Here is a 21173-nt window from a genome sequence, read left to right on the forward strand (position 1 = left end):
CGCCCCGACCCCCTGGCAACGACCCCGCCTACTAGACACCCTCGCAGTCGGCCACCCGCACCGCTCCAAAGGGCCCGAACGGATCCGTGCAGGTGAGAACCGGTACATGGAGGCGATATCGGGCCTTTTGCAGGCTACTAGCCCGGCTCGTATGTGGCGTGGACCCTATGGGGCGAGTCACCACCAAGGGCCCCGAATCTCACGCCGTGTGACCACGCATACCCCTTCTGCGGGGTGGTCGAAATCGGACTAAACGCCTGAATCAAAGGAAACTGGGCATCATGGGCACCTTTTCGAGCGCCCCCTCGACCCGGCGAAGCGCCTGAGGTTCAGTGTTCGGCCCATCGTGCAGCCAATTCGGTTCGGTTGGCGTAGCCGAGCTTGGCGAGGACCTTGCGGACGTGGCTTTCCACCGTGCGTTCGGAAATGAACAGGTCGGCGGCGATCTGGCGGTTCGTACGGGCCCGGGAGGCAAGCTCGGCGATCTGGCGTTCGCGCGGCGTGAGCGGGTCGGTGTTGTCTCGCTGGGCGGCGATTTCGCCGATGAGGCGTACCGCGGCGGCGGAGGTGCCGGGCAGGTCGAGCTGGTCGGCGATCGACAGGGCCTCCCCGGCGAATGCGGCCGCATCCGCGAGGGCTCCCTTGTCGCGTTCGACTGCGGCGAGGTCCAGGCAGGTCAGCGCCACGTACGGCCGCGCGCCGAGGGCCCGGTTACGGATCAGCGCCTCGCGGAGCAGTTCCTCTGCTTGTGACAGCCGACCGGCGGTCAGGGCAAGACGGCCGAGGTCGCGGCTGACCGTGCCGGAGAAGTACGCCGTGGGCGTGCCGAGCGCTCCTGGGTACGGCTGGAACAGCGCGAGCTGGCCGTACACCAGCCGCGCGGCCTCCGCATCGCCGGCCAGGCCGATCAGGTCGACCAGGTTCAGCAGCACCGCAGGCCACGGCGGGTTCGTCATCGGGAAGGGAAGCAGCGGGCGCAGCCGGTCGTAGGCCTCCAGCGCCTCGTCCCGCCGCCCGGCGAGGAACAGCGCCCGTGCCCGCGCGGACAGGATCAGCGGGTGCCTCGGCGCCCGGTCGAGGTCAGGCCACATCTCCTCGGACAGTTCTGCCGCGTCGCCGCGCACCAGGGCCAGCTGTTGCTGCAGTACGTAGCTCAAGGCGGTCGCGGACTGGTCTCCGCCGGCCCGGGCGAGCTCGGTGGCCTCCTCGTTCCAGCGGCGGGCCTCGGCGAACCGTCCTTCCTGTACGGCCCGGGCCGCGCTGACGCGCAGCAGGTGCCAGCGGGTCAGCGGCAGCGGGGAACGGGCCACGACGGCCTCGATGCCGCGGATCGCGTCATCCACCAGGTCCAGCCGGCCCAGCAGGTATCCGGCCTGGACGCGCCACTGGTGGCCCAGAACGGCGGCGAGCGGGTCGCAGAGTCGCTCGGCGTGGGACACGGCCAGTTCGCCCAGGCGCAGGCGTTCGCCGGTGTCGTCCGGATGCGCCAGGGTCATCTGCACCGCCCGGGCGGCGTCGAGTCCGGCCCGCAGGTCACCGGTGGTCTCGGCCAGTTCGAGGGCGGCGCGGGCGTGCTCGGCCGCCTCCTCGGGTGCGTCGAGTTCGGCGGAGGCGGTGGCGAGCTGGGCGAGGAGCCGGGCACGCATCGCGTCCGGCAGGTCCTTGACTGCCAGGGCCACCCTGCACAGCCGGGTGACGGCCTGTGCGGCCTGGGGGAACGTGACGCCCTGCAGGACCAGGGCGACCTCGGCGAGCAGGGCCGGCCGGCCGTTCGCCCTCGCCGCGTCGGATGCCTCGTCGCAGTGGCGCAGGCTGGCGTCGTAGCGCCCGGCAAGGTATTCGGCGCGGGCCAGGTCGATGAGGGCCGGGGCGCGCTGCGGGTCCGCCGCATCGAGTACGGCGGCGGCGTCCGCCAGGTGGCGGGCGGCATCCGCGTAGGCGTGCCGTTCGCGGGCCAGGTCCGCGGCGATCCGTGACCAGTGCGCGGCGGCGGCGCGGTGCCCGGGCTCCGTGCCGGACCGTCGCCAGTGTGCCGCGATACGGGCCGCCTCGGCAGGGTTCCCGGCCTGCTCCAGCGCCCGCGCGGCGGCCCGGTGCAGGGCGCGGGCGGTCGCAGGGGTGGTTTGGCCCAGCACCTCATCGCGTACCAGATCGTGGGTGAAGCGGTAGGTGCGACCGGCATCGGTGGCCCTCGCCGCGGTGAGGACGCCGGCGTGCCATGCCGCTTCCAGCGCCTGCGCGACAGCTGTCTCGCCCGGTTCCGGCAGGACCGCGGCGAGCTGAGCGGCGTCCAGTCGCTCGCCGAGCACGGCCGCGGCCCGTATGACGTCGCGCTGCTCGGCGGTGAGCCCGGCCAGCAAGCCGCTGACGACCGTGTCGAGATTGCTCGCGTGTGTGCGCAGCGCGGTGACGAGAAGGGGCAGACCACCGGTCCGCCGGTATGACTCCGCCGCGTCCGCCTCGCCGACGCACCGTGCGACTTCCTCCCGAGTGAAGGGCGCCAGGCGCAGTGTGGCCGCCCCGTAGCGGCCCAGGTCCGCGAGCGCGCCGGCGTTTTCCTCGGGCACTGGTTCCCGGAAGGTGCCGAGGACGAACAGTCCCGACTCTGCGATCTCGCCGGTCAGTTGTCGCAGCAGGTCGAGGCTGGCGGCGTCGGCCCAGTGCAGGTCCTCCAGCAGGACGGCCAGGGGGCGTTCGGCGGCTGCCGTGGTCAGCGCCTCACTCATCCGGGCCAGCTCCAGGAAGCGCACCGCCGCCGCGTCGGCCGGCACCATCGCACCCCACGGCTGCTGTCTTCCCGTGCCCCCGGCCCCCGGCGGCTCGGCTGTCCGGGGGCCGGGGACCCCGGCGGTGACCCCCGCGAGGCGCAGCGCGCGCTGCCATGGCCACAGTGGCGGCGCCACGGCGTCCCTCGGGCAATTGCCCCGTACGACGGTGAAACGCGGGGCGGCGGCATGGCGGCGCAGCGCCTCGGCCGCAAGGGTGCTCTTGCCGATGCCCGCCGGTCCCGCGAGCAGCACCACGGATCCGGAGCCCCGCGCGGCGGCCCCGATCTCTTGGGCGAGGATCGCCAACTCGGCCGCCCGACCGACGAATTCGCTTTCCACCTCGGCAGTATCCCGCAGCGCGCCCCGTGCGGCCGACGGCTTCTGCGTACCACGGTTCAGTGGCAGTACTGATGTGCCGGGCGGTCTGCGGGGGCCACCGTTGGCGGTACGCACCTCACGGAACGCACCCGAAGGAGAACACCATGGTGAGGAACACCGTGCGGCGGACGGCCCGCGCGGCGGCAGGCCTCGGCGCCACACAGGCCGGTGCCCTCCGGGGTTTCACGGGCCCGGCCCGGGCAGCCGCAGTACCCGACGGCGTCACCTGCCTGATCAAGCCCGATCGCGCTCGGGGCCCCGTGTGCCTCGACGTCGCGAACCGGACCACGGCCCACGGCACGGACGTCCTCCAGGGCACGTGCTGGAACGGCCCCGACCGGCTGCGGCACGTCGACGTGCCGCGTTAGGAGGAGACACCACGATGCGAGCACACCTGACCGCCGTCCTCGCGGCAGCCGTCACGGCCCTCGTCCTGACCGTGGCCGGTTGTCAGATCACGGTCGAGGACGACAAGGCCCCGAAGGACCCGGTGCCCTCCGCCCCTCGCCCCGAAGGCCCGAAGAACCCCATCCCGAACAACCCCGTCCCCAAGGTCCCCACACCCAAGCCGACGTCCCCGCGGCCGTGGGTCCCGAAGGGGCCCGCCACCCTCATCGGGTGCGGCACCCACGCCTCGGGCTACCAGTGCTCGTTCCACGGGTACAACTTCAAGCCCGGAGAGAAGGTCCGCCTCACCCTGGGTTTCGGAAACGTCGGAGGTCACGTCTTCACCGCCGACGAGGACGGCGAGTTCAGCACCAACCCGGCCTCCAACACCCACTCGGGCACCTACACGTACGTCGCCCTGGGCCAGCAGTCGAATCGGCAAGCCAGCACCACGGTCCGGATCACCCCGGGCCTGTGGGGCTGAGCCCGGGCAGGCAGGAGGGGCGCGGGTCGCCCTGACCGTCCTCGTGCGCACCCTCGCCCGGCACCGGCAGGAATCCGCTCCCCCGGGTCGGCGAGGGTGAGTAGCCGTGTCGAGCACAGGATGTGAGGCACGATCAACTGCCTCTCGCGGCCAAGTCCCGAAACCGAGACCTCGCAGATCCTGCATAGCACCTTGCCCGGAAAGTATGATCCAGCAATGTCTGACACGACCGAGACCACGCCCGGCTGGCTGTCCACTGATGAGTTGGAGACGGCCCGGGCCCGGATGCCGATCCTGTACGTGGAGGCCGTGCCCGTACGCGTGGATGACAGCGGCCAAGTCATCAGCATCGGACTGCTGCTGCGCATCGGTCCGGACGGAACGGTCAGCCGGACCCTGGTGTCCGGCCGCGTCCTGCATCACGAGCGGATCCGTGACGCGCTGCTGCGGCACCTGGAAAAGGATCTCGGTCCGGTCGCCCTGCCCCGCGTTCCCCCCTCCCTGCAGCCCTTCACCGTCGCCGAGTACTTCCCCACGGTGGGTATCACCTCGTACCACGATCCGCGCCAGCACGCCGTGTCCCTCGCCTACATCGTGCCCGTGGCCGGCGACTGCCAGCCCAGGCAGGACGCGCTCGATCTGGTCTGGTTCAGTCCGCAGGAGGCGGCCTCCCAAGTCGTGCAGAGCGAAATGCCTGGCGGGCACGGGGTGCTGCTGAAGCAGGCACTGGCGCATGTGGGGCATACGTACTGAGGAACCGGCGGTCCGGGGGCTCTTCCGGAGTCCCCGTACAGCGGGGCGGCGACGCGTGGACGGCGCCGACGGACGGGTCGCGGGCACTTGGCGTGGCCCCGCCATCGTGACGGGGCGCGACGGTAGGGTGCCGCCCGTGTCCGAGCATCAGCGCGACCTCGTCGGCTACGGCGCCGAGCCGCCGCATGCCGCCTGGCCCGGCGGCGCCCGCGTCGCCGTCAGCCTCGTCCTCAACTACGAGGAAGGCGGCGAGCACAACGTCCTCCAGGGCGACCCCGCCTCCGAGGGCTTCCTACACGAGCTCGTTGGCACGCCTCCCGTGGTGGGGGGTCGCGACCTGAACGTCGAATCCATGTTCGCGTACGGGTCGCGCGCCGGGTTCTGGCGCATCCATCGCACGCTCGCGGCGCACGGCTCGCCGCTCACCGTCTACGCCGTGGGGCAGGCGCTCGAACGCAACCCGGACGCGGCGCGAGCGATGGCCGCCGCCGGGTGGGAGGTGGCGAGCCACGGCTGGCGCTGGATCGACTACCGCCACATGCCCGAGGACGCCGAACGTGCCGACATCGCGCGCTCGATCGCGACGATCCAGCGGCTCGTCGGACGCCGGCCCGTCGGCTGGTACACCGGCCGGACGAGCCTCAACACGCGGCGTCTCGTCGCCGAGGAAGGCGGCTTCCTCTACGACTCCGACGACTACTCGGACGACCTGCCGTTCTACGTCGAAGCGGCCGGCCGGCCGCACCTCGTACTGCCGTACGGCCTCGACGCGAACGACTTCAAGTTCCTGATCGTCCACGGCTTCACGACCGCCGACGACATGCTCGCGTACCTCGTGGACACGTTCGACACGCTCCACACCGAGGGCGCCGACCGCCCCCGCATGATGAGCCTCGGCATGCACTGCCGGATCATCGGACGGCCCGGCCGCATCCGCGCGCTCGACGGCTTCTTGAGACACGTGGCGCAGCGCGGCGGGGCGTGGGTCGCCACGCGCGAACAGATCGCGCGTCACTGGCTCGCCACGCACCCGCCGCTGCGCTGAGCCCTGGCCGTACCCACGTCACTGCGCCCGGTAGGGGCTGTCCATGGTGAGAAGGCTGACGTCGAGGCCGTCTTCCCCGCACGTGGCCTCCCGTACGGCTGCCAGCCTCGCCGCCCGACCTCATACCGCCGCTGAACAGCGGTTTCCAGGTTGGAAGGATTCGGAGCAGCTGCTCCGGGCGACAGACCCCGGCCTGGCCATCGCGCTGGAGAACCTCTTCCCGCCGCTACCCAGCGAGGTGACCTGCCGCTGACCGGCTTCGCCGCGGGACAGGGCGTACTGTCCGCACCACGCACGGCGATCCTCCGGCCCGGCTCACGCCGCGCGAGCGCAGTGTGCTGGAGGCGCTGGCTCAGCGGCACACGAACGCCGCCAACGAGTCGGCGGCCGCGCCGCACCGCGGGCCGGCCGAGGGGTCCCGGCCCGAAAGGGGCTCAACGAGCGAAGGTCTCGCGCGGTTTCACCCTCTGTGCGCGAAATACACCTATCATGTCACGCTGAGTGAGGATATGTCCGGTGTCCGTGCCTGTGTCCGTCACGAGGGAGCCGCTCGTCATGCCCATGCTGCTGATCAAGGGTTCGTACCATCTCATCGGAGGCCGCTCGGACGGGGACACCGTCCACTTCCAGCCGGACAAGAAGGAGGAGTGGAAGCTCGTCCCCGGCCCCCACGAAGTTCAGCGCAACGGGTCCGGTAAGGCCAAGCTGCGGCTGGACGCCATCGACGCGCTGGAGACCCACTACTCGCGCACCGGCCCCGAAGTCCACCAGCCGTTGCTCCACGCCCACGCCGCCCGGGACGAGTTGACGCGGTGGCTCGGCTTCACCGACGTACAGCGCGCGGCGGACGAGACGGTCACCGCGGCCACACCCATGACCGTGCCCGGCTGGATCCTCACCCGCGGCGCGGCCTCCGACCACCGCTGCGTGGCCCTCGCCGGCCGGGGCACGCCCCCGGGAACCAGCGGCACCCAGATCCAGGTCGACGAGGCGCTGCTGCGGACCACGTTCAACCACCACGTGCTGGCGGCGGGCCTGGCGTACCCGACGTACTACACCAACCTCTTCCCCGAACTGCGCAACGAGTTGACCGCCGCCGTGCACCAGGCACAGGCGGCCGTACCCAAGAAGGGTTTGTGGCCGGACGACGACACGCTGGACGGCGCGAGCGTCACCGGGATGTCCTCGCTCCAGGACGATGTGGTGATCCTGCCCAAGCTGTTCCGGCGGCTGGTGGACTACTTGAACCTCGGCGACAGGGACCTGGCCGGCTTCCCGGCTTTCCTGGCCCAGGCCGCGGACGAGTTCTGGATCATCTCCACCGGCCACTCCACCACCGGCCTCGACGCCGTCGTCGAAGTGATCGACAGCAAGGTGCGGATGACCCATCCGGCCGAGGACCTCGTCTTCGTCGAGAACTGAGCGGGACACGCCATGACCCACGCCGACGACTTCCTCGCCCTGTCCGAACTGCTCACCGGCGAGCAGCAGCTCCTCCCCGCCACCGCGGACGCCCACCGGCAGCGGCTGGCCCGCGCCTTCCCGAACGACCTGGACCGGTTGATCGACGCCTACCGGGACGCCGCGACCCAGCCCGATCCGGTCACGGCCCTGCGTACCGCCCTCGACGGTGATCCGACGCTGGCCCGGGTCGCCCGGGAGACCCTCGCGATCTGGTTCACGGCCCAGTTCACGCGGCCCGACAACACCCAGGACGCACCGGACACCCCGGCGAGCTTCCGCTCCGGACTCGTCTGGAAGGTCATCAAGGCCCATCCCCCCGCCACCGCCCCGCTTCCCGGCGGTTACGGCCACTGGGCCCGGCACCCCTGAGGCGAGGAGATACGCATGGACAAGTACGACGTCATCATCATCGGAGCCGGCGTGGCCGGGGCGCTGTGCGCCTGCCGGATCAAGGCGGCCAGGCCACAGGCCCGCATCCTCCTGCTGGAAGCGGGCAACAACACGCTCGACAAACCCCAGCGGGCCGCCTTCGTGGACGCCTACCAGGTCTCCTCGACCAAGAGCACGCCCTCCCCCTACGCCGACCTGCCCAACAACAAGGACGGCTACGCGCCCTCTTCGGACAACACCGGTGACCCGGTAGCGATGAACCGGTACTACGTGGAGACCGGCCCCGACCTGTACAAGAGCGGCTTCACGCGCATGGTCGGCGGCAGCACATGGGCATGGCGCGGCAACACCCCGCGTTTCCTGCCGAGCGACTTCGAACTCGCCACCCGGTACAAGCGGGGCGTGGACTGGCCGTTCGGCTACGACGAGCTGGAGCCTTACTACGGCAGCGCCGAGGTCGAGCTGGGCGTGTCCGGCAACGATGCCGAATGGACGGAGCTCACGCCGCGTAGCACCCCTTACCCGATGCCCGGCATCGTCGCGAGCTACGGCGACGAACGGGTCCGCGCCGCCCTCGCGTCCATCGCACCCATCGACGGCATCCCCGTCACCCTCCTGACCACCCCGCAGGCCCGCAACTCCGAGCCGTACGAGGAACGCCGCGCCTGCCAGGGGAACTCCAGCTGCATTCCCATCTGCCCGTCGGGAGCCAAGTACGACGCCTCCGTCCACGTCCGCAAGGCCCGCGACGAACTCGACGTGGAGGTGCGCACCGCGTGCACCGTCACCCGCCTCGTTCCCCGGCCCGGCAACACCTCCCCGACGGTGGTCCTCCGCGACTGGACGACCCCCGACAAGGCCGAGCAGCAGGTGAACGGCAACCACGTGGTGCTGGCCCTCAACGGAATCGAGACGCCCAAGCTCTGGCTCCTCTCCGAGCTGGACAACCGCAGCGACCAGGTCGGCCGCAACCTCATGGACCACCTCACCGAGGAGGTCGTGGGCCTGTTCGGCGAGCCCGTCTTCCCCTTCCGCGGCCCGCAGTCCACCCTCAGTATCGAGACCTTCCAACGACGGCCCGTTCCGCAAGGACACCGGAGCCTTCCGGTTGACCATCGGCAACGACGGCTGGGGCCGCTTCGAATCCCCGTCCGCGGCCCTCGACAAACTCATGTGGGATCCGAAGGCGAAGAAGCTCGGGCTCATCGGTGCGGAGCTGCAGGAGGCCCTCGCACACCGGGTCACCCGCATGGCGCGCATCGGCTACTCCACCGAGCAGCTCCCCGACCCCGCCAACCGGGTCACGCTCTCCGACCAGCGCGACGGTCTCGACGTACCGCGGCCCAAGATCGCGTACAAGATCGACGACTACTCCAAGCGGGCCCTGGCGTACGGCCATTCCGTCGCCCGCCGCATCTGGCAGCATCTGGAGAACACCGCCGGTGCCACGGAGGTCGCACCGCTGCAGCCGACGCTGAAGTTCAACGGCGCCGGCCACCCCATGGGCACCATGCGGATGGGCACCGAACGGGCCACCTCGGTCGTGGACGGCGACGGCCAGTCCCACGCGCACCCGAACCTCTGGGTCGTGGGCGCCTCCGTCTTCCCCACGGGAAGTACGGCCAATCCCGCGCTCACCCTGGCCGCGCTCGCCTGCGTACGGCCGACAAACTGGCCGCAGTGCTCTGAGCCGCACCGTGACCGTCACCACCCGGCTGGTCATCGCCCGGCACGGCGAGGCCCGGTGCAACACCGCCGGGCGCGTCGGTGGCCCGAAAACCTGCACCGGACTCACCGACGCCGGGCGGTTCCAGATCGAACGACTGGCCGCCCGGCTCGCCGCCGAGCAGGACGCCGGGAACCCGGTCGACACCGTGTACGCGGGGCCCCGCCGACGCCTACAGGAGAGCGGCCGCCTCCTGGCGGCCGGCCTCGGTCTGCCCCTCCTGACCGATCCCGGCCTGGACGGCCCCCGGCACGGCCAGGCGGACGGCATGCTCTGGCGTGAGGTCGAGGCCTCGTTCCGGGGAGCCCCGTACGCCCACCCGAACCGGCCGTACGCCCCGGACGCCGAACCCTGGAACAGCTATCTGACCCGAGCCACCCGCCACCTGGCCGGCCTCCTCGAACGCCACGACGGCAGGCACGTCCTCCTCGCCGCGCACGGCGAAACCCTCCACGCGGCCTGCCATCTCCTCCTCGGGATCCCCGTCAGCCGGAGCCCGGTCATGGGCTTCGGAACCTCCCACGCCGGCCTCACCCGCTTCGAACTGCGTCACGACGGTTACGGCAATGCGCGCTGGATCCTCGCTGTCCTCAACGACACGGCGCACCTGCGCGGGCCCGGCTGAGGACCCGTACGGCAGCACCAGGCACGCGCCAAGGGTCGGTGACGGCCCGATTGCGGCCTAGAAGGCCGAGTGGGCGAACCAGTGGGCGAGCAGGTCCTGGTCGCCGAGCAGGTGGAAGGAGTCGCTCCGGCGGTCCAGGCGGCCGTAGAGGAGCAGCAGGAGATCGGCGGCCGTTCCCCGGACCGTGGCGTCCGCAGCGCGGGGTTCGGCGCCGGCAGCCAGCAGGCCGAAGCCGTCGGGGCGCAGGCCGACCAGCCAGTCGCCGTCGCCGTCCGTGCAGCTGAAGCGGATGGTCCGGTCAGGGGCGCGCAGTTGGGCGGTCAGCGGCGCGAAGGAGGATGCGAACGGCAGGTTGGTGAGGAACTCGTCGATGCCGTCGACCGCCAGTACGCGGTCGACGTGCGGCGAGACCCCGAGTGCGAGTTGGGCGTCGGCCCGGTGGACGAGGGTCTCGAAGAGCATGCGCCGGACCCAGAACCGGGCGTGCTGGTCGACTCCCCAGGCCCACATCGGCGCGTCCAGGTCGGTGGCGGCGAACACCTCGGCGGCCTGCGCTGCGCTCGCGGAAAGCCAGTCCGGGAGGCCTCCGGGGTGCTCCGGCAGGCGCAGGTCCACCTCACGGCTGGTCGGCGGTTGCTGGATGCCCCGGCGAAGCAGTTCGCTGAACCACCGGTGCACGCTGCCGACGTGCTGTGTGAGGTCCCCGAGGGTCCAGCCGGGGCAGGTCGGCACCGGGGTGGAGAGGTCGGCTGCCGTGACCGTGGCGACGAATGCGGCGGTCTCGGCTGCGACGGCAGCTCCGTGCTGGGCGGGGTTCATGTCGGTGCCCTTCCTCTGATGGTCTGCCCCAGGCGGCGAGAATACTTAAGAGTATAGATGGTTAACATCCTTAAGTAATGGTGAAGGTAATTCGCAAGCGCCGAGGATGTCAACTTCCGGATGGTGAGAATCCGCCCGCGCAGCAGTACGTAGGTACGCACTGCCACCTGCCATGCATGCCCTTGTTGATCAGCTGGTTGGCCGGTGCGCTTCAGCGGCTGCTTCGGCTTCGGCCTTCCACACGGAGCGCAGCCGTTCGGCGGTGGCGGTCGCTTGGCCAAGGCCCGCCCGGTACGCCGGTTCCCAGTTCGCGAGGTCCTCCAGGTCGGAACCGAAGGCCCGCACCGCATCCGGATCCGGACCGACGGTCACGACAGTCTGCGCCCCGATCGCCGCCAGCTGCTGCTCAAGCGGCTCCCGGGGAAACATGTGGGCCAACGGCTCGATGACGACCAGCGTGCGGGCACCGGCCGCGAGGTCCGCGTTCGTCCCCGCGCGCAGGGCTCCGTCCATGTACCGCCGCCCCTGGATGGCGACGGGCGGCTCGGCCCCGGGAAAGGCACTGCTCGCGGCCACCGCGTGCACCAGCGGCACACCGCTCGCGCGGTCCCACACAACGGGCTCACCCGTGGCCACGTCCACGGCGGTGAGCATCAACTGCCGGTCCGGCCAGGCGATCGAGCCGATCAGGGCGCCCCGCCTCGCGAGCAGCGCCTGTTCGGCGTCGGAATCGGCGTGGTCGAGGGCGATCCGGCCGACCCGGCGCCGGGCTTCCCCGGGATCCAGCCCCTCTTCGCCGAGCACGGCGAACACGGAACCGAGCACGGCGGCATCCACTTCACTCCGTGGCGCCGCCGGACCCGGCCGGCCCGCCGGGGCGGCAAGCCGGTCGAGGTCCTGACCGGTAGCCAGCAGAGCCCCGACGATCGCACCGGCCGACGTGCCGATGGTCAGATCGGCTTCGCCGAGATCCACCCCACCGCGGCGCAGTCCAGCGGCCAGCCCGGCCATCCATGCCGTACCGACCGGGCCTCCTGGGCCCAGTACGAGTGCCCGGCCGAAAGTGGCTCCGGTACCGAGGTTCACGAGCTCGTCCCCTGTCATCAGGTGGTGATCAACATGATCAACGGTAGGACCTCAACCGGACTTCAGGTCAAGCAGGTTGCGGGGACAGCGCTTTACCGGCCGGCTGCTTCGAGCAGCAGTTTCGCGGCCACCGTCGCCCCGTCGGTGCGGATCGTGCCGGCCACGGCCCTCGCCCGTACTCGGGTCGCGGGGGTCAGGGCCGTGGTGAGCGCGGCGGACAGGGAGTCGAAGGTCGGCGTCAGGCCTTCGTGAGCCGAGCCGATGCCCAGCTCGGCCACCCGGGTGGCCCAGTAGGGCTGGTCCGCGATCCGGGGGACGACCACCTGGGGCGCGCCTGCCCGGGCCGCCGTCGTCGTGGTGCCCGCGCCGCCGTGGTGCACGACGGCGGCCACCCGGCGGAAGAGTTCCTGCTGGTTGACCTCGCCGACGACGAAGCAGTCGTCGGCGTCGTCGATGGGGGCCAGGTCCGCCCAGCCGCGGGCGAGGAGTACGCGGCGGCCTTGTGCACGGCTCGCTTCAATGGCCACCCGGGCAATGCCCTTCGGGGCGTGTGCGGCCATGCTGCCGAAACCCACGTACACCGGTGGTGCGCCCGCGCCCAGGAACGCCTCCAGCCCCTCCGGGAGCGGACGTTCGTCGGGCAGGATCCACGCCCCGGTCTGCACGATGTCGAGGTCCGTCATGCCCTGCGACGGGCACAGCGTCGCGTCTGCCGCCAGCCACGGCCGGCCGGTGAAGACGTGGTCGCGGACGCTGTCCACCGGCGGCAGGCCGATCGCCGCCCGATGACTGCCCAGCGCCTCGCCGTACAACGCGTTCACCCTCTGGGCGTCCTGCTCCCACAGCACCCGGGTGTCGGTCTCGTCCTGCGGGGACGGCTTGCCCGGCCGCGCCCCGGGACGGAAGTGCCGCGACGGCAGTCCGAAGATGTGGAAGCACGCGAACACGTAGGGGATGCCCAGTTTCTCGGCCACGTCCCGTGCGCCGGCGGGCATCAGGCCGGTTGCCAGCAGCGCGTCACAACCTTCCGCCGCCGCGGTGAGCGTGTCGAACCGCGCGGCGACCAGCTCGGGAGCGAGCCGGAACGCATCTTCCGCCGTCGGCGGCTTCGTGCCGGCGACCACCGAGCGCACCGTCGGGCCGAGCGGCACCAGCGGCACGCCGACACGCGCCAGCAACGCCGCGAACTCCTCGTCCGGCGGCGCGCACACCAGCGCTTCCGCACCGAGCTCCCGCAACGCCACCGCCAGTCCGGCCAGCGGTTCGACGTCCCCTCGCGACCCCCACGTCGACAACAGCACACGCACTGCGCATCTCCCCATTTCTGCAGATTCCGGCTCTGGGCCGACGATTCTGCGGTACAACCAGGGTCTTGCCGCAAGCCCCCCGGTGCGCTATAGGTTGATAGTGGCGAGGAGTTGGTTCTCCTTGCCCTTTCCTTTTGTCGTCCTCCGAGGAAGGCCGGAGGGGTCTGTACGGGGTCAGGGCTGATTCCAGGGCGTGGGGTCCGGGCGGCGATGCCACCACCAGCCGGCTGGGGTCGTGTCCGCGGGCGCGCCGGTCAGTTCCCTGCGCAGGTTCCCCGACGGATCTGCCTCTGTTGCCGCGGCGAATCGCCTGTCCAATTCCTCCAACGCTCCGTCGAGCAGCTCGGTGACGCTGCGTGGCAGGCGGGCACCGATACCGGCGAGTTCGTCCCGGGCTTCCAGCCGTTCGCGATAGAGGTCGGCCGGATACCAGCCCGATGGCGCCCATCCGGATTCCAGCTGCCTGATGACTCGCTCCCACACGACCATGTTGTCCCTCGCCGACCAGATGGGGCTGCCGGTGCCGTCGTCGAGGGACAGCCGTGCCAGGTCCGAGGCGGCCTGCCGCAGCTGTTCCACCGACGCCGCGAAGGCTTCGGCCACGGGGGTGTCCGGCCGCTGCTCCCGCACGATCTCGGCAAATCTCGTCACGTTCGCCCGGGGCAGCTGCGGGACCGGAGCCTCGACGGCGGTGACCTCGTAGAGAGGGGGCTCGTCGTCGGAGAGTTCGAGGCGGGCACGCGTGAGAAGCCCCTCCGGCGTCACTGCCCAATAGGCACTCGGAAGTGCTTCGACAGCGGGGAAGAGGGCTGCCGTCGTGGCGGCCTTCGCGAACCTTGCGGCGAACTCGGACTCACACGGCCGGTCAGCCACCTCGTTCTGGAGGTAGATGTCCAGCGACCACGCGATATCGCCATGGACTGCCCGGTGTTCGCATGAGACGGGCGCATCCCGGTTACGTAGGCCGGGGTCGCCGTCAGAATCGGCCACGTTTACATCACCCACCGCGACACCAAGGCTGCCGGCAACGGCGACGGCCATGGTCTCGGGGCTGACGGCGGCGACGGTAAGCAGGTTGTACGTCAAGGATCCGTCCCGTCTGTTCGGCACAGCTCCCCCGAAGGGACATCCGGGCGGATGCCCCGGCCCGCGAGACGGCTCACCCAGGATCGTCTACGAGGGCCGAAAAAGATTCGGCCGAAGATGTCGAGAACCCGTGGCTGGCTCCGTCCCAGCAGTGAACGCGACCAAGATGGGTCGCACCAGCACCGAGGAGAAACACCATGGCCAAGTACTTGCTGCTCAAGCACTACCGCGGCGCCCCGGCTCCGGTCAACGACGTGCCGATGGAGAAGTGGACGCCGGAGGAGATCTCGGCGCACATGCAGTACATGCGCGACTTCGCGACCCGGCTCGAAGGGACCGGCGAGTTCGTCGACGGTCAGGCGCTCGCCCCCGAAGGGACGTTCGTCCGGTACGACGGTGAGGGGCGCCCGCCGGTCACCGACGGCCCGTTCGCCGAGACGAAGGACCTCATCGCCGGCTGGATGGTGATCGACGTCGACAGCTACGAACGCGCCGTCGAGCTTGCCGGGGAGCTGTCCGCCGCCCCCGGGGCGGGCGGGAAGCCGATCCACGAGTGGCTAGAGTTGCGGCCCTTCCTCGCCGCGCCGCCCACCATCACGGAGTGACCCCTCCGATGAACGAGGCCCTGCTCCGGAGCCTCACGCCGAGCGTGCTCGGGATCCTCGTCCGCCGCGGAGCCGACTTCGCGGCGGCCGAGGACGCCGTGCAGGACGCACTGGTCGAAGCGGTCCGTGTCTGGCCGGCCGACCAGCCGCGGGACCCGAAGGGCTGGCTGGTCACCATGGCCTGGCGCCGGTTCCTCGACGCGACCCGTGCTGACGCCGCCCGCCGCCGGCGTGAGGACCTCGTCGACGAGGAGCCGACGCCCGGGCCCGCGCCCGCGGTGGACGACACGCTCCAGCTCTACTTCCTGTGCGCCCACCCGTCGCTGACACCGTCGTCCGCGGTCGCACTCACGCTGCGCGCCGTCGGCGGGCTGACCACCCGCCAGATCGCCCAGGCATACCTGGTGCCCGAGGCGACCATGGCGCAGCGCATCAGTCGGGCCAAGCGCACCGTCTCCGGCATCCGGTTCGACCAGCCCGGCGACGTCGCCACCGTGCTGCGCGTCCTCTACCTGGTCTTCAACGAGGGCTACTCCGGCGACGTCGACCTCGCTGCCGAGGCCATCCGGCTCACGCGGCAGCTCGCGGCCGCCATCGACCACCCCGAGGTGTCGGGGCTGCTAGCCCTCATGCTGCTCCACAACGCCCGGCGCGCCACCCGGATCGCGCCCGACGGCAGCCTGGTACCGCTCGCCGAGCAGGACCGCACCCGGTGGGACACCGAGTCGATCACCGAGGGTGTCGAGATCCTGCGGGCGGCCCTCGCCCGCGACCGGCTGGGCGAGTTCCAGGCCCAGGCCGCCATCGCGGCCCTCCACGCCGACGCGCCCACCGCCGAGGACACCGACTGGGTGCAGATCGTCGAGTGGTACGACGAGCTCGCGCGCCTGACCGACAGCCCGGTCGTCCGGCTCAACCGCGCGGTGGCCGTCGGCGAGGCCGACGGACCGCGCGCCGGCCTGGCGGCGCTCGCGGAGCTGGACGACTCACTGCCCCGCCACGCCGCGGTGGCCGCATACCTCCACGAACGCGACGGTGACCTGGCGACGGCGGCACGGCTGTACGCGGAGGCTGCCCAAAAGGCACCCAACCTCGCCGAGCGTGACCACCTGACGCGCCAGGCCGCCCGCCTCAACGCCCGCCGGCGTCCCTGACGGGTCCCGCTTGGACTTCTCCCCCAGGCCCCCAGACCCCCTGCTGCTCGCCGCGGCGCTCGGGCTCAGGACGGCCCTCAGCCGACGGCCGCGCGAAGCTCGTCGGCCAGGAGTGTGGCCGTGGCGTTCGCGGGGTCGACCAGCCGGGTGCGGGTGAGGGCGAAGGACAGGCCGCGCTCACGGTCGGCGAAGGCGATGCTGCCGCCGCTGCCGTGGTGGCCGAAGGCGGTCGGCACGCCGGCCATCGCCGGCATGCCCAGGAAGTAGCCGAGCCCCTTCATGTGGTGCCTGACCAGCATCCGGTCCTTGCCTTCCACCACGATCGCCGCGGCTTGCGCCAGCCGCTCCGGCGACAGCAACCGGACCCCGTCGACCTCGCCCAACAGCGCCGCGTACATGCGTGCGGCGGCGCGGGCGGTCATGGTCCCGCAGGCGGGGAGGTCGGCCCGCAGGTAGGCGGGGCGGTTGGCGAGGGCGGCGGTGGTCCACACTCCCCGGTTCGGCGCCACGAGCCGAGTGAAGGGCGCGCCCAGCGGGAGGCTGGCCAGGTACGCCTCCCAGTCGCCCTCCACCAGCGGTGCGACGCGGGGCAGTTCGGACTCCGGCAGGCCGAAGTACACCTCGTCGGCGATCCCGAGGGGCTCGGCGATGAACTGGCGCAGGGCTTGCCCGGGAGTCAGGCCTGTGACGCGGCGGATGGTCTCCCCGAGGATCCACCCGAACGTCCAGCCGTGGTAGCCACTGCCGGAGCCCGGCTCCCACAGAGGCCGCGCCCCGGCAACGATCCCGCACATGGTGTCCCAGTCGCACAGCTCGGTAACGGTGAGCGAGCGCGGGAGCTGAGGGATCCCGGCGGTGTGGGTCAGGGCGTGCCGGACGGTGATCCCCCTCTTTCCGTGCGCCCCGAACTCCGGCCAGTACCGCGCGACCGGAGCCTCGTAGTCGATCAGTCCGCGCTCCGCGAGCATGTGCACCAGGGTCGCCGTGCAGCCCTTGCCGGTGGAGAAGCTGTGGATCAGCGTCCCGGGCCCGGGCACGCCCGCGTACGCCTCGGCGAGCGGCTCGCCGTGCAGGTACGCGGCGACCTGGAGCCCGCTCTCTGCGCCGGACGCGACGAGCGCGTCGACCGCCTTCTGAAGATCCATGCGGGCCCCGCTTCCGGTAGAGCGCCCACGCTAACTACCGCCCCACCCTGCGCATTCGAACGGCGCGGCGGAACAGGGAGGGCGGGTGGCAGGTTCCGCCCTTCGGCGGGCATGAACCGGTCCGCCGGTGGCTCTTGAGCGGGCGGCTCGTGTTCGATGCCCTGACGGCCGACAAGACCCTGCCTCGCCCCGACATCTCCTCCGCCGACCCGCGCGGCTGTGACCGGTACGCGCAGCCGAGGGGCCCGGGTCGCCGGGGGTCAGGGCGCCCACTCGCGTGAGATCACCCAGCCCGCGAAGGCCTCGACCCCGTCCACGACCGCCTCGAAGCGCAGCGAGTGGAAGAGGTCGAAGGCGTGCTGGGCGCCCGGGAGTTCCGCGTACACCACGGTGCCGACGGAGACCTCCCGCAGGTCGGCGGCGAAGCGTCGGGCGATGTCGACGTGCACCATGGTGTCCCGATCGCCGTGCACCAAGAGGAAGGGCGGCGCGTCCGCGGTGATGTGCGCCGAAGGCGAGGACTCCGGTCCCTGGCCGTAGTAGGGGCCGTAGTAGCCGTTCAGTCCGATCACCGCGGTGACCGAAGTGTCGGCGGTCTCGAAGCCCGGTTGGAGAGACGGGTCGCCGGGGGTGAGGGCGGCCAGCGCCGCCAGATGACCACCGGCCGAGCTGCCCGCCATGAACAGTGTCGAGGGGTCGGCTCCGTAAGCATGGCCGTGCTCGCGAACCCAGGCGATCACGCGCTTGGCGTCGATCAGGTGCTCGGGGTGCCGGACTTCCGGCCGTAGGCGGTAGTTGGCGCTGACGCACACCCAGCCGCGGCTCGCGAGCCGGTGCAGCAGCGGCAGGGACTGGCTGCTCTTGCGGCCCCCGCGGTAGCTGCCGCCGTGCAGGTGGACCAGGACGGGGGCGCCCGCAGGCCGCACGCGGTGGTGGTAGACGTCCAGCCGGTGGCGCCGGCCGCCGGCACCGTACCGCAGGTCCGCCACCCGAACCACGCCGCGGGGGCGGAAGGCGAACGGCCGGAACAGGATGCGGGCCAGCGGCCTGCGACCGCGCAGCCCGACAGTCACGTCGGAGGCGATCGCAGCCCGCCAGTCGATGCCCAAGCCCTCGGCCAAGGCCCGCTCGACCTCAGTCCGGCCGCGCAGCCCGCGCCGGACGACCAGTACGAGCCCTGCTGCGGTGATCGCAGCCAGCGCGACGGCCGCCCAGCTGCCGGGCGTGTCGATGTCTCCCTGAGCTAAGGCCACCGCCGTCCAGAGCAGGAGCCAGGTCAGGGCGACGAACGGCAGCTCGCCGATCACCAGGCCGATGCGGAAGCTCAGGCCGGCAAGCGGCCGTGGTCGGCGCACCGGGGCGAGGGCAAACAGCGTGCCCGCGGCAACGAACACCACGGTCCACAGGTAGCCGACAGGCACGGGCTCCCCCTCCGCATCACAGCCGCCACGGACCACGCCCGCGACGGTGGTACCCCATCCGTGGTACCCCAACTGTGGTACCACGGATGGGGTGCAACGGCAACACGAGGAGGGTCCCGAGGCACTCGTGCAAGTCTCCGCAGAGGAGCTCGTCCAGCAGCGCGGACGGTTCGTCACGCCGTGCGGTCGGACACGCGAACAAGTCGCTCCGGAAGAGGCGCCCGCGACGAATGGCGCTCTTATCGCGCCGGCATGGCCGGCCCCGCCGAGAACAGGCCCGCCCGGCACTGTCAGTGTCGGGTGCAACGATCTTCCGCATGAACCTCGGAACCATCGACCTACGACAGGTCACAGCCCCAGGTCACGTCACTCCGGAGCTGAGGCAGGCACTCATCGAATGCTGGATCGAGATCACCAACGCCGGCGGGGCAGCGGGATTCCCCTTCCCTCCCATCGACGCGAGCCAGGCCGCCCCTGCGGTCGACTCGCTCGTCTCGGCCCTTGCTCCTGAGACGAGTCGTCTGGTGGTCGCGTCGATCGACGGCCACCTCGTCGGGTGGCTGAATGTTCGGCGTGACCCCTTCGAGCTCATCACGCACTGGGGAACGCTCCACCACGTCCAAACGCGGACCGGCCTGCGCGGCCGGGGCATCGGGGCTGCTCTCATGAATCACGTTCGTGAGATCGCCCGAGACGAGATGGGGCTGGAGCAACTCCGCTTGGCCGCGCGGGGCGGCGTTGGGCTGGAGGACTTCTACAGCCGCCTCGGCTGGCAGGAAATCGGCCGCTGGCCGGGTGCCCTTCGTCTCGCCCCCGGAGACGATCGCGACGAAGTCCTGATGATCCTGGCTCCGCTTTGACGACGGGCGAGTGACCATCTGAAGTCCGTACACGCGGCGCCGCCGTCGTGACCCTGGCGGCCGCCGTAACGGATCCGCAGGCGTCGTCCAGGACCGCCCGAGGAAGTGACCCGGCAGGTCTCACTGACCTGCCGGTATTACGCGATCAGCCAGCTCGTGTGACCAAGTTCCGGCAGATAAGGATCTGGAACAGGCCGACAGCGAGAGTCTCGACCTCCGCGACGTACTCGCCCGGCGAGGCTCGTCACGGCAGGAGCCGCCCGCCTGAACCAGCGGAAAGGGAGTGGCGGCAGGTCCGCGTGGTGCCGGAGGATCAGCATCGTAGAAACAGTGATGCAGTGGGTTCGCACGTCTTGGACCAAACAGTCCCGTGGAGGGATTGAAGCCTCCCGCGCAACGCGGCCCCCATCGCTTTCCCCCTGCCGCCCATCTCACCGCCGTTCGTACACGAGGTCCTGCTGCACGAAGCTGACGGGTTCAGGCCTCGGTTCGAAACCCACGATGTCCTGCCCGACTCCGTTGCAGGCACCTCCGTACTGCTCCAGGAGGAAGACGGCCTGGTGCGGATCCAACTGGCCCTGACGCCATTCGGTATGCCGCGCAGATGGCGGCGTCCACCAGCAGTCCGGCTCGCCTGCGGCGAATGGCTGCGTTGGCAGGTGAACCACCGCTTCGCGGGCTCACACGGCGATGCGTGGACCTACCGCCTCGACACCTTCAACATCGCCCACGGCCCGGCGCAGACCGAACTCTTCATGGGCACTCCAACCCACTACGTCAACGAACTCGCCGCATTGCGCTGACGCCACCCGCAGCTTGGCTCGTGCAGCTCCGGGTGGCCATGGACACGATCTCCGCGAGCATCGCCCGGTCATCGCAGCGACGCCGACCGACACCCCTCGCACGCACGCGCCTCGGGTGCCGCGCGCTGAAACAGCCCCACGACTCGTCCGGCACCGGCCGCTCGGCCACTCCCATGCCCGAGACAACGAGCAGCCGCCAGTCAAGCCACCGTCTCGTCGTGCTGTCGGCGCACCATCTCGGTGATCCAGACGGGCGCGTAGGGAGACGTGCAGCCCGGGGAAGTCGGGTAGTCCTTGAGCACCTCCAGGCGCTCACCGATGTCGATCGCACGGGCACGGTACTCGGCGTGCTCGATACCGATCTGAGCCAGGCAGTGGTTCATCGCCCACTGCAGGCGGTCCGGGGCGTCTTTCATCTCCGCCTCGATGACATCGAGCAGCCCCGCGAGGTCGAGGCCCTCGGGCTTCTTCGTCACGCGTTCGGTGGTCAGTGCCCAGCCGGCACTGGCGACCACCGGATCCGGATCCGCGGACCAGGCCACGCGCAGCTCTTCGGAGTGCGGGCTCTTCTTCACCACGTAGTTCACGAGCCAGTCGTGCACCTTGGGTGTGCGTGCCTCGCGCACCATGGAGTCCAACTCGTCACGCTCGAACGCCTTGGGGCGGCAGATCAGGAGCGCCAGGAGTCTCGCCGCGGTGTCATCCGTCTCCCAGAGCCGGCACGCGAGCTCCTGCTGCGTCTTCAGCCGCTTCGCGAGGGCACGCAGCTTGCCGAGGTTCACACCGTGATCGTCACCGTGCTTCTCGTTCACCTCGCGTGCCTTCGGGTCCTCGAGTTCGGCGAGCTCGGCCATCACCTCGGCCACC

19 protein-coding genes and 3 pseudogenes are annotated in these 21173 nt (G+C 70.9%); 14 read left to right on the forward strand and 8 right to left on the reverse strand.

Translation table 11 applies throughout. From position 1 onward, the window contains the following. Positions 1-329 precede the first annotated feature (329 nt). Complete coding sequence (locus ACFYOB_RS00005; protein WP_388552145.1) at positions 330-3107, reverse strand: ATP-binding protein; 2778 nt, start codon at positions 3105-3107, stop codon at positions 330-332. 143 nt (positions 3108-3250) lie between these two features. On the opposite strand from ACFYOB_RS00005, the gene ACFYOB_RS00010 reads away from it, so the two are divergent. The 10 genes and pseudogenes from ACFYOB_RS00010 to ACFYOB_RS00055 all read left to right on the forward strand — a co-directional run bounded on the left by ACFYOB_RS00010 (position 3251) and on the right by ACFYOB_RS00055 (position 10020). Continuing rightward, positions 3251-3514, forward strand: a complete 264-nt coding sequence (locus tag ACFYOB_RS00010; protein WP_388552148.1) for a hypothetical protein — start codon at positions 3251-3253, stop codon at positions 3512-3514. A 14-nt stretch (positions 3515-3528) separates the two neighbouring features. After that, positions 3529-4017, forward strand: a complete 489-nt coding sequence (locus ACFYOB_RS00015; RefSeq protein WP_388552151.1) for a hypothetical protein — start codon at positions 3529-3531, stop codon at positions 4015-4017. A gap of 216 nt (positions 4018-4233) precedes the next feature. Next, positions 4234-4770: an NUDIX hydrolase family protein gene (locus tag ACFYOB_RS00020; protein ID WP_388552153.1), complete on the forward strand. Its 537-nt coding sequence runs from the start codon at positions 4234-4236 to the stop codon at positions 4768-4770. A gap of 136 nt (positions 4771-4906) precedes the next feature. After that, the gene (gene puuE, locus ACFYOB_RS00025) at positions 4907-5815 is read left to right on the forward strand and encodes an allantoinase PuuE (RefSeq protein ID WP_388552156.1); all 909 of its coding nucleotides are present in this window, start codon (positions 4907-4909) and stop codon (positions 5813-5815) included. Positions 5816-5858: 43 nt separating this feature from the next. Then, positions 5859-6100: pseudogene (locus ACFYOB_RS00030) on the forward strand (hypothetical protein); the annotation flags it as partial. Positions 6101-6370: 270 nt separating this feature from the next. Beyond that, positions 6371-7237, forward strand: a complete 867-nt coding sequence (locus ACFYOB_RS00035) for a nuclease (protein WP_388552159.1) — start codon at positions 6371-6373, stop codon at positions 7235-7237. A gap of 12 nt (positions 7238-7249) precedes the next feature. Next, positions 7250-7648 (forward strand): hypothetical protein, encoded by a 399-nt coding sequence (locus ACFYOB_RS00040; RefSeq protein WP_388552162.1) that lies wholly within the window; start codon positions 7250-7252, stop codon positions 7646-7648. 546 nt (positions 7649-8194) lie between these two features. After that, positions 8195-8644: pseudogene (locus ACFYOB_RS00045) on the forward strand (GMC family oxidoreductase N-terminal domain-containing protein); the annotation flags it as partial. A gap of 274 nt (positions 8645-8918) precedes the next feature. Further along, a pseudogene (locus ACFYOB_RS00050) lies at positions 8919-9263 on the forward strand (GMC family oxidoreductase); the annotation flags it as partial. 103 nt (positions 9264-9366) lie between these two features. Continuing rightward, the gene (locus tag ACFYOB_RS00055) at positions 9367-10020 is read left to right on the forward strand and encodes a histidine phosphatase family protein (RefSeq protein WP_388552165.1); all 654 of its coding nucleotides are present in this window, start codon (positions 9367-9369) and stop codon (positions 10018-10020) included. Positions 10021-10077: 57 nt separating this feature from the next. Here the strand turns inward: ACFYOB_RS00055 and ACFYOB_RS00060 are convergent, their stop codons facing one another. The 4 genes from ACFYOB_RS00060 to ACFYOB_RS00075 form a co-directional block, all read right to left on the reverse strand. Then, positions 10078-10839 carry a maleylpyruvate isomerase family mycothiol-dependent enzyme gene (locus ACFYOB_RS00060; RefSeq protein ID WP_388552168.1) on the reverse strand — a complete coding sequence of 254 codons (762 nt, stop codon included), beginning with the start codon at positions 10837-10839 and terminating at the stop codon, positions 10078-10080. Between the two features lie 189 nt (positions 10840-11028). Continuing rightward, on the reverse strand, positions 11029-11943 hold the full coding sequence (locus tag ACFYOB_RS00065) for a patatin-like phospholipase family protein (RefSeq protein ID WP_388552171.1): 915 nt from the start codon (positions 11941-11943) through the stop codon (positions 11029-11031). 74 nt (positions 11944-12017) lie between these two features. Next, positions 12018-13232 (reverse strand): glycosyltransferase, encoded by a 1215-nt coding sequence (locus tag ACFYOB_RS00070; protein ID WP_388552174.1) that lies wholly within the window; start codon positions 13230-13232, stop codon positions 12018-12020. A 174-nt stretch (positions 13233-13406) separates the two neighbouring features. Then, complete coding sequence (locus ACFYOB_RS00075) at positions 13407-14318, reverse strand: hypothetical protein (protein WP_388552177.1); 912 nt, start codon at positions 14316-14318, stop codon at positions 13407-13409. 197 nt (positions 14319-14515) lie between these two features. On the opposite strand from ACFYOB_RS00075, the gene ACFYOB_RS00080 reads away from it, so the two are divergent. After that, positions 14516-14923, forward strand: a complete 408-nt coding sequence (locus ACFYOB_RS00080; protein WP_388552180.1) for a YciI family protein — start codon at positions 14516-14518, stop codon at positions 14921-14923. Between the two features lie 8 nt (positions 14924-14931). Further along, positions 14932-16077, forward strand: a complete 1146-nt coding sequence (locus ACFYOB_RS00085; protein ID WP_388553948.1) for an RNA polymerase sigma factor — start codon at positions 14932-14934, stop codon at positions 16075-16077. Positions 16078-16154: 77 nt separating this feature from the next. Here ACFYOB_RS00085 and ACFYOB_RS00090 read toward each other — a convergent pair whose 3' ends face one another. Both ACFYOB_RS00090 and ACFYOB_RS00095 read right to left on the reverse strand, forming a co-directional pair. Continuing rightward, entirely contained in the window at positions 16155-17222 is a 1068-nt protein-coding gene (locus ACFYOB_RS00090) for a serine hydrolase domain-containing protein (RefSeq protein ID WP_388552183.1), read from the reverse strand. 260 nt (positions 17223-17482) lie between these two features. Continuing rightward, complete coding sequence (locus tag ACFYOB_RS00095; protein WP_388552186.1) at positions 17483-18643, reverse strand: alpha/beta hydrolase; 1161 nt, start codon at positions 18641-18643, stop codon at positions 17483-17485. A gap of 317 nt (positions 18644-18960) precedes the next feature. Between ACFYOB_RS00095 and ACFYOB_RS00100 the strand changes: the two genes are divergently transcribed. Then, positions 18961-19503, forward strand: coding sequence for a GNAT family N-acetyltransferase (locus tag ACFYOB_RS00100; protein WP_388552190.1), 543 nt, complete (start codon positions 18961-18963; stop codon positions 19501-19503). Positions 19504-20063: 560 nt separating this feature from the next. Then, on the forward strand, positions 20064-20306 hold the full coding sequence (locus ACFYOB_RS00105) for a hypothetical protein (protein WP_388552193.1): 243 nt from the start codon (positions 20064-20066) through the stop codon (positions 20304-20306). Between the two features lie 200 nt (positions 20307-20506). On the opposite strand, the gene ACFYOB_RS00110 is transcribed toward ACFYOB_RS00105, so the two are convergent. Continuing rightward, on the reverse strand, positions 20507-21160 hold the full coding sequence (locus ACFYOB_RS00110; protein ID WP_388553950.1) for a DNA alkylation repair protein: 654 nt from the start codon (positions 21158-21160) through the stop codon (positions 20507-20509). Positions 21161-21173: the final 13 nt, after the last annotated feature.

Source organism: Streptomyces sp. NPDC006463, assembly GCF_042870715.1.
In the GTDB taxonomy this organism is placed as follows: Bacteria; Actinomycetota; Actinomycetes; order Streptomycetales; family Streptomycetaceae; genus Streptomyces.

Bases quoted from the DNA above. Each gene is read 5' to 3' on its own strand.
- ACFYOB_RS00010 (WP_388552148.1), top strand. From the start codon at position 3,251: ATGGTGAGGAACACCGTGCGGCGGACGGCCCGCGCGGCGGCAGGCCTC.
- ACFYOB_RS00015 (WP_388552151.1), top strand. From the start codon at position 3,529: ATGCGAGCACACCTGACCGCCGTCCTCGCGGCAGCCGTCACGGCCCTC.
- ACFYOB_RS00020 (WP_388552153.1), top strand. From the start codon at position 4,234: ATGTCTGACACGACCGAGACCACGCCCGGCTGGCTGTCCACTGATGAG.
- ACFYOB_RS00035 (WP_388552159.1), top strand. From the start codon at position 6,371: ATGCCCATGCTGCTGATCAAGGGTTCGTACCATCTCATCGGAGGCCGC.
- ACFYOB_RS00040 (WP_388552162.1), top strand. From the start codon at position 7,250: ATGACCCACGCCGACGACTTCCTCGCCCTGTCCGAACTGCTCACCGGC.
- ACFYOB_RS00060 (WP_388552168.1), bottom strand. From the start codon at position 10,839: ATGAACCCCGCCCAGCACGGAGCTGCCGTCGCAGCCGAGACCGCCGCA.
- ACFYOB_RS00065 (WP_388552171.1), bottom strand. From the start codon at position 11,943: ATGACAGGGGACGAGCTCGTGAACCTCGGTACCGGAGCCACTTTCGGC.
- ACFYOB_RS00080 (WP_388552180.1), top strand. From the start codon at position 14,516: ATGGCCAAGTACTTGCTGCTCAAGCACTACCGCGGCGCCCCGGCTCCG.
- ACFYOB_RS00085 (WP_388553948.1), top strand. From the start codon at position 14,932: ATGAACGAGGCCCTGCTCCGGAGCCTCACGCCGAGCGTGCTCGGGATC.
- ACFYOB_RS00090 (WP_388552183.1), bottom strand. From the start codon at position 17,222: ATGGATCTTCAGAAGGCGGTCGACGCGCTCGTCGCGTCCGGCGCAGAG.
- ACFYOB_RS00100 (WP_388552190.1), top strand. From the start codon at position 18,961: ATGAACCTCGGAACCATCGACCTACGACAGGTCACAGCCCCAGGTCAC.
- ACFYOB_RS00110 (WP_388553950.1), bottom strand. From the start codon at position 21,160: ATGGCCGAGCTCGCCGAACTCGAGGACCCGAAGGCACGCGAGGTGAAC.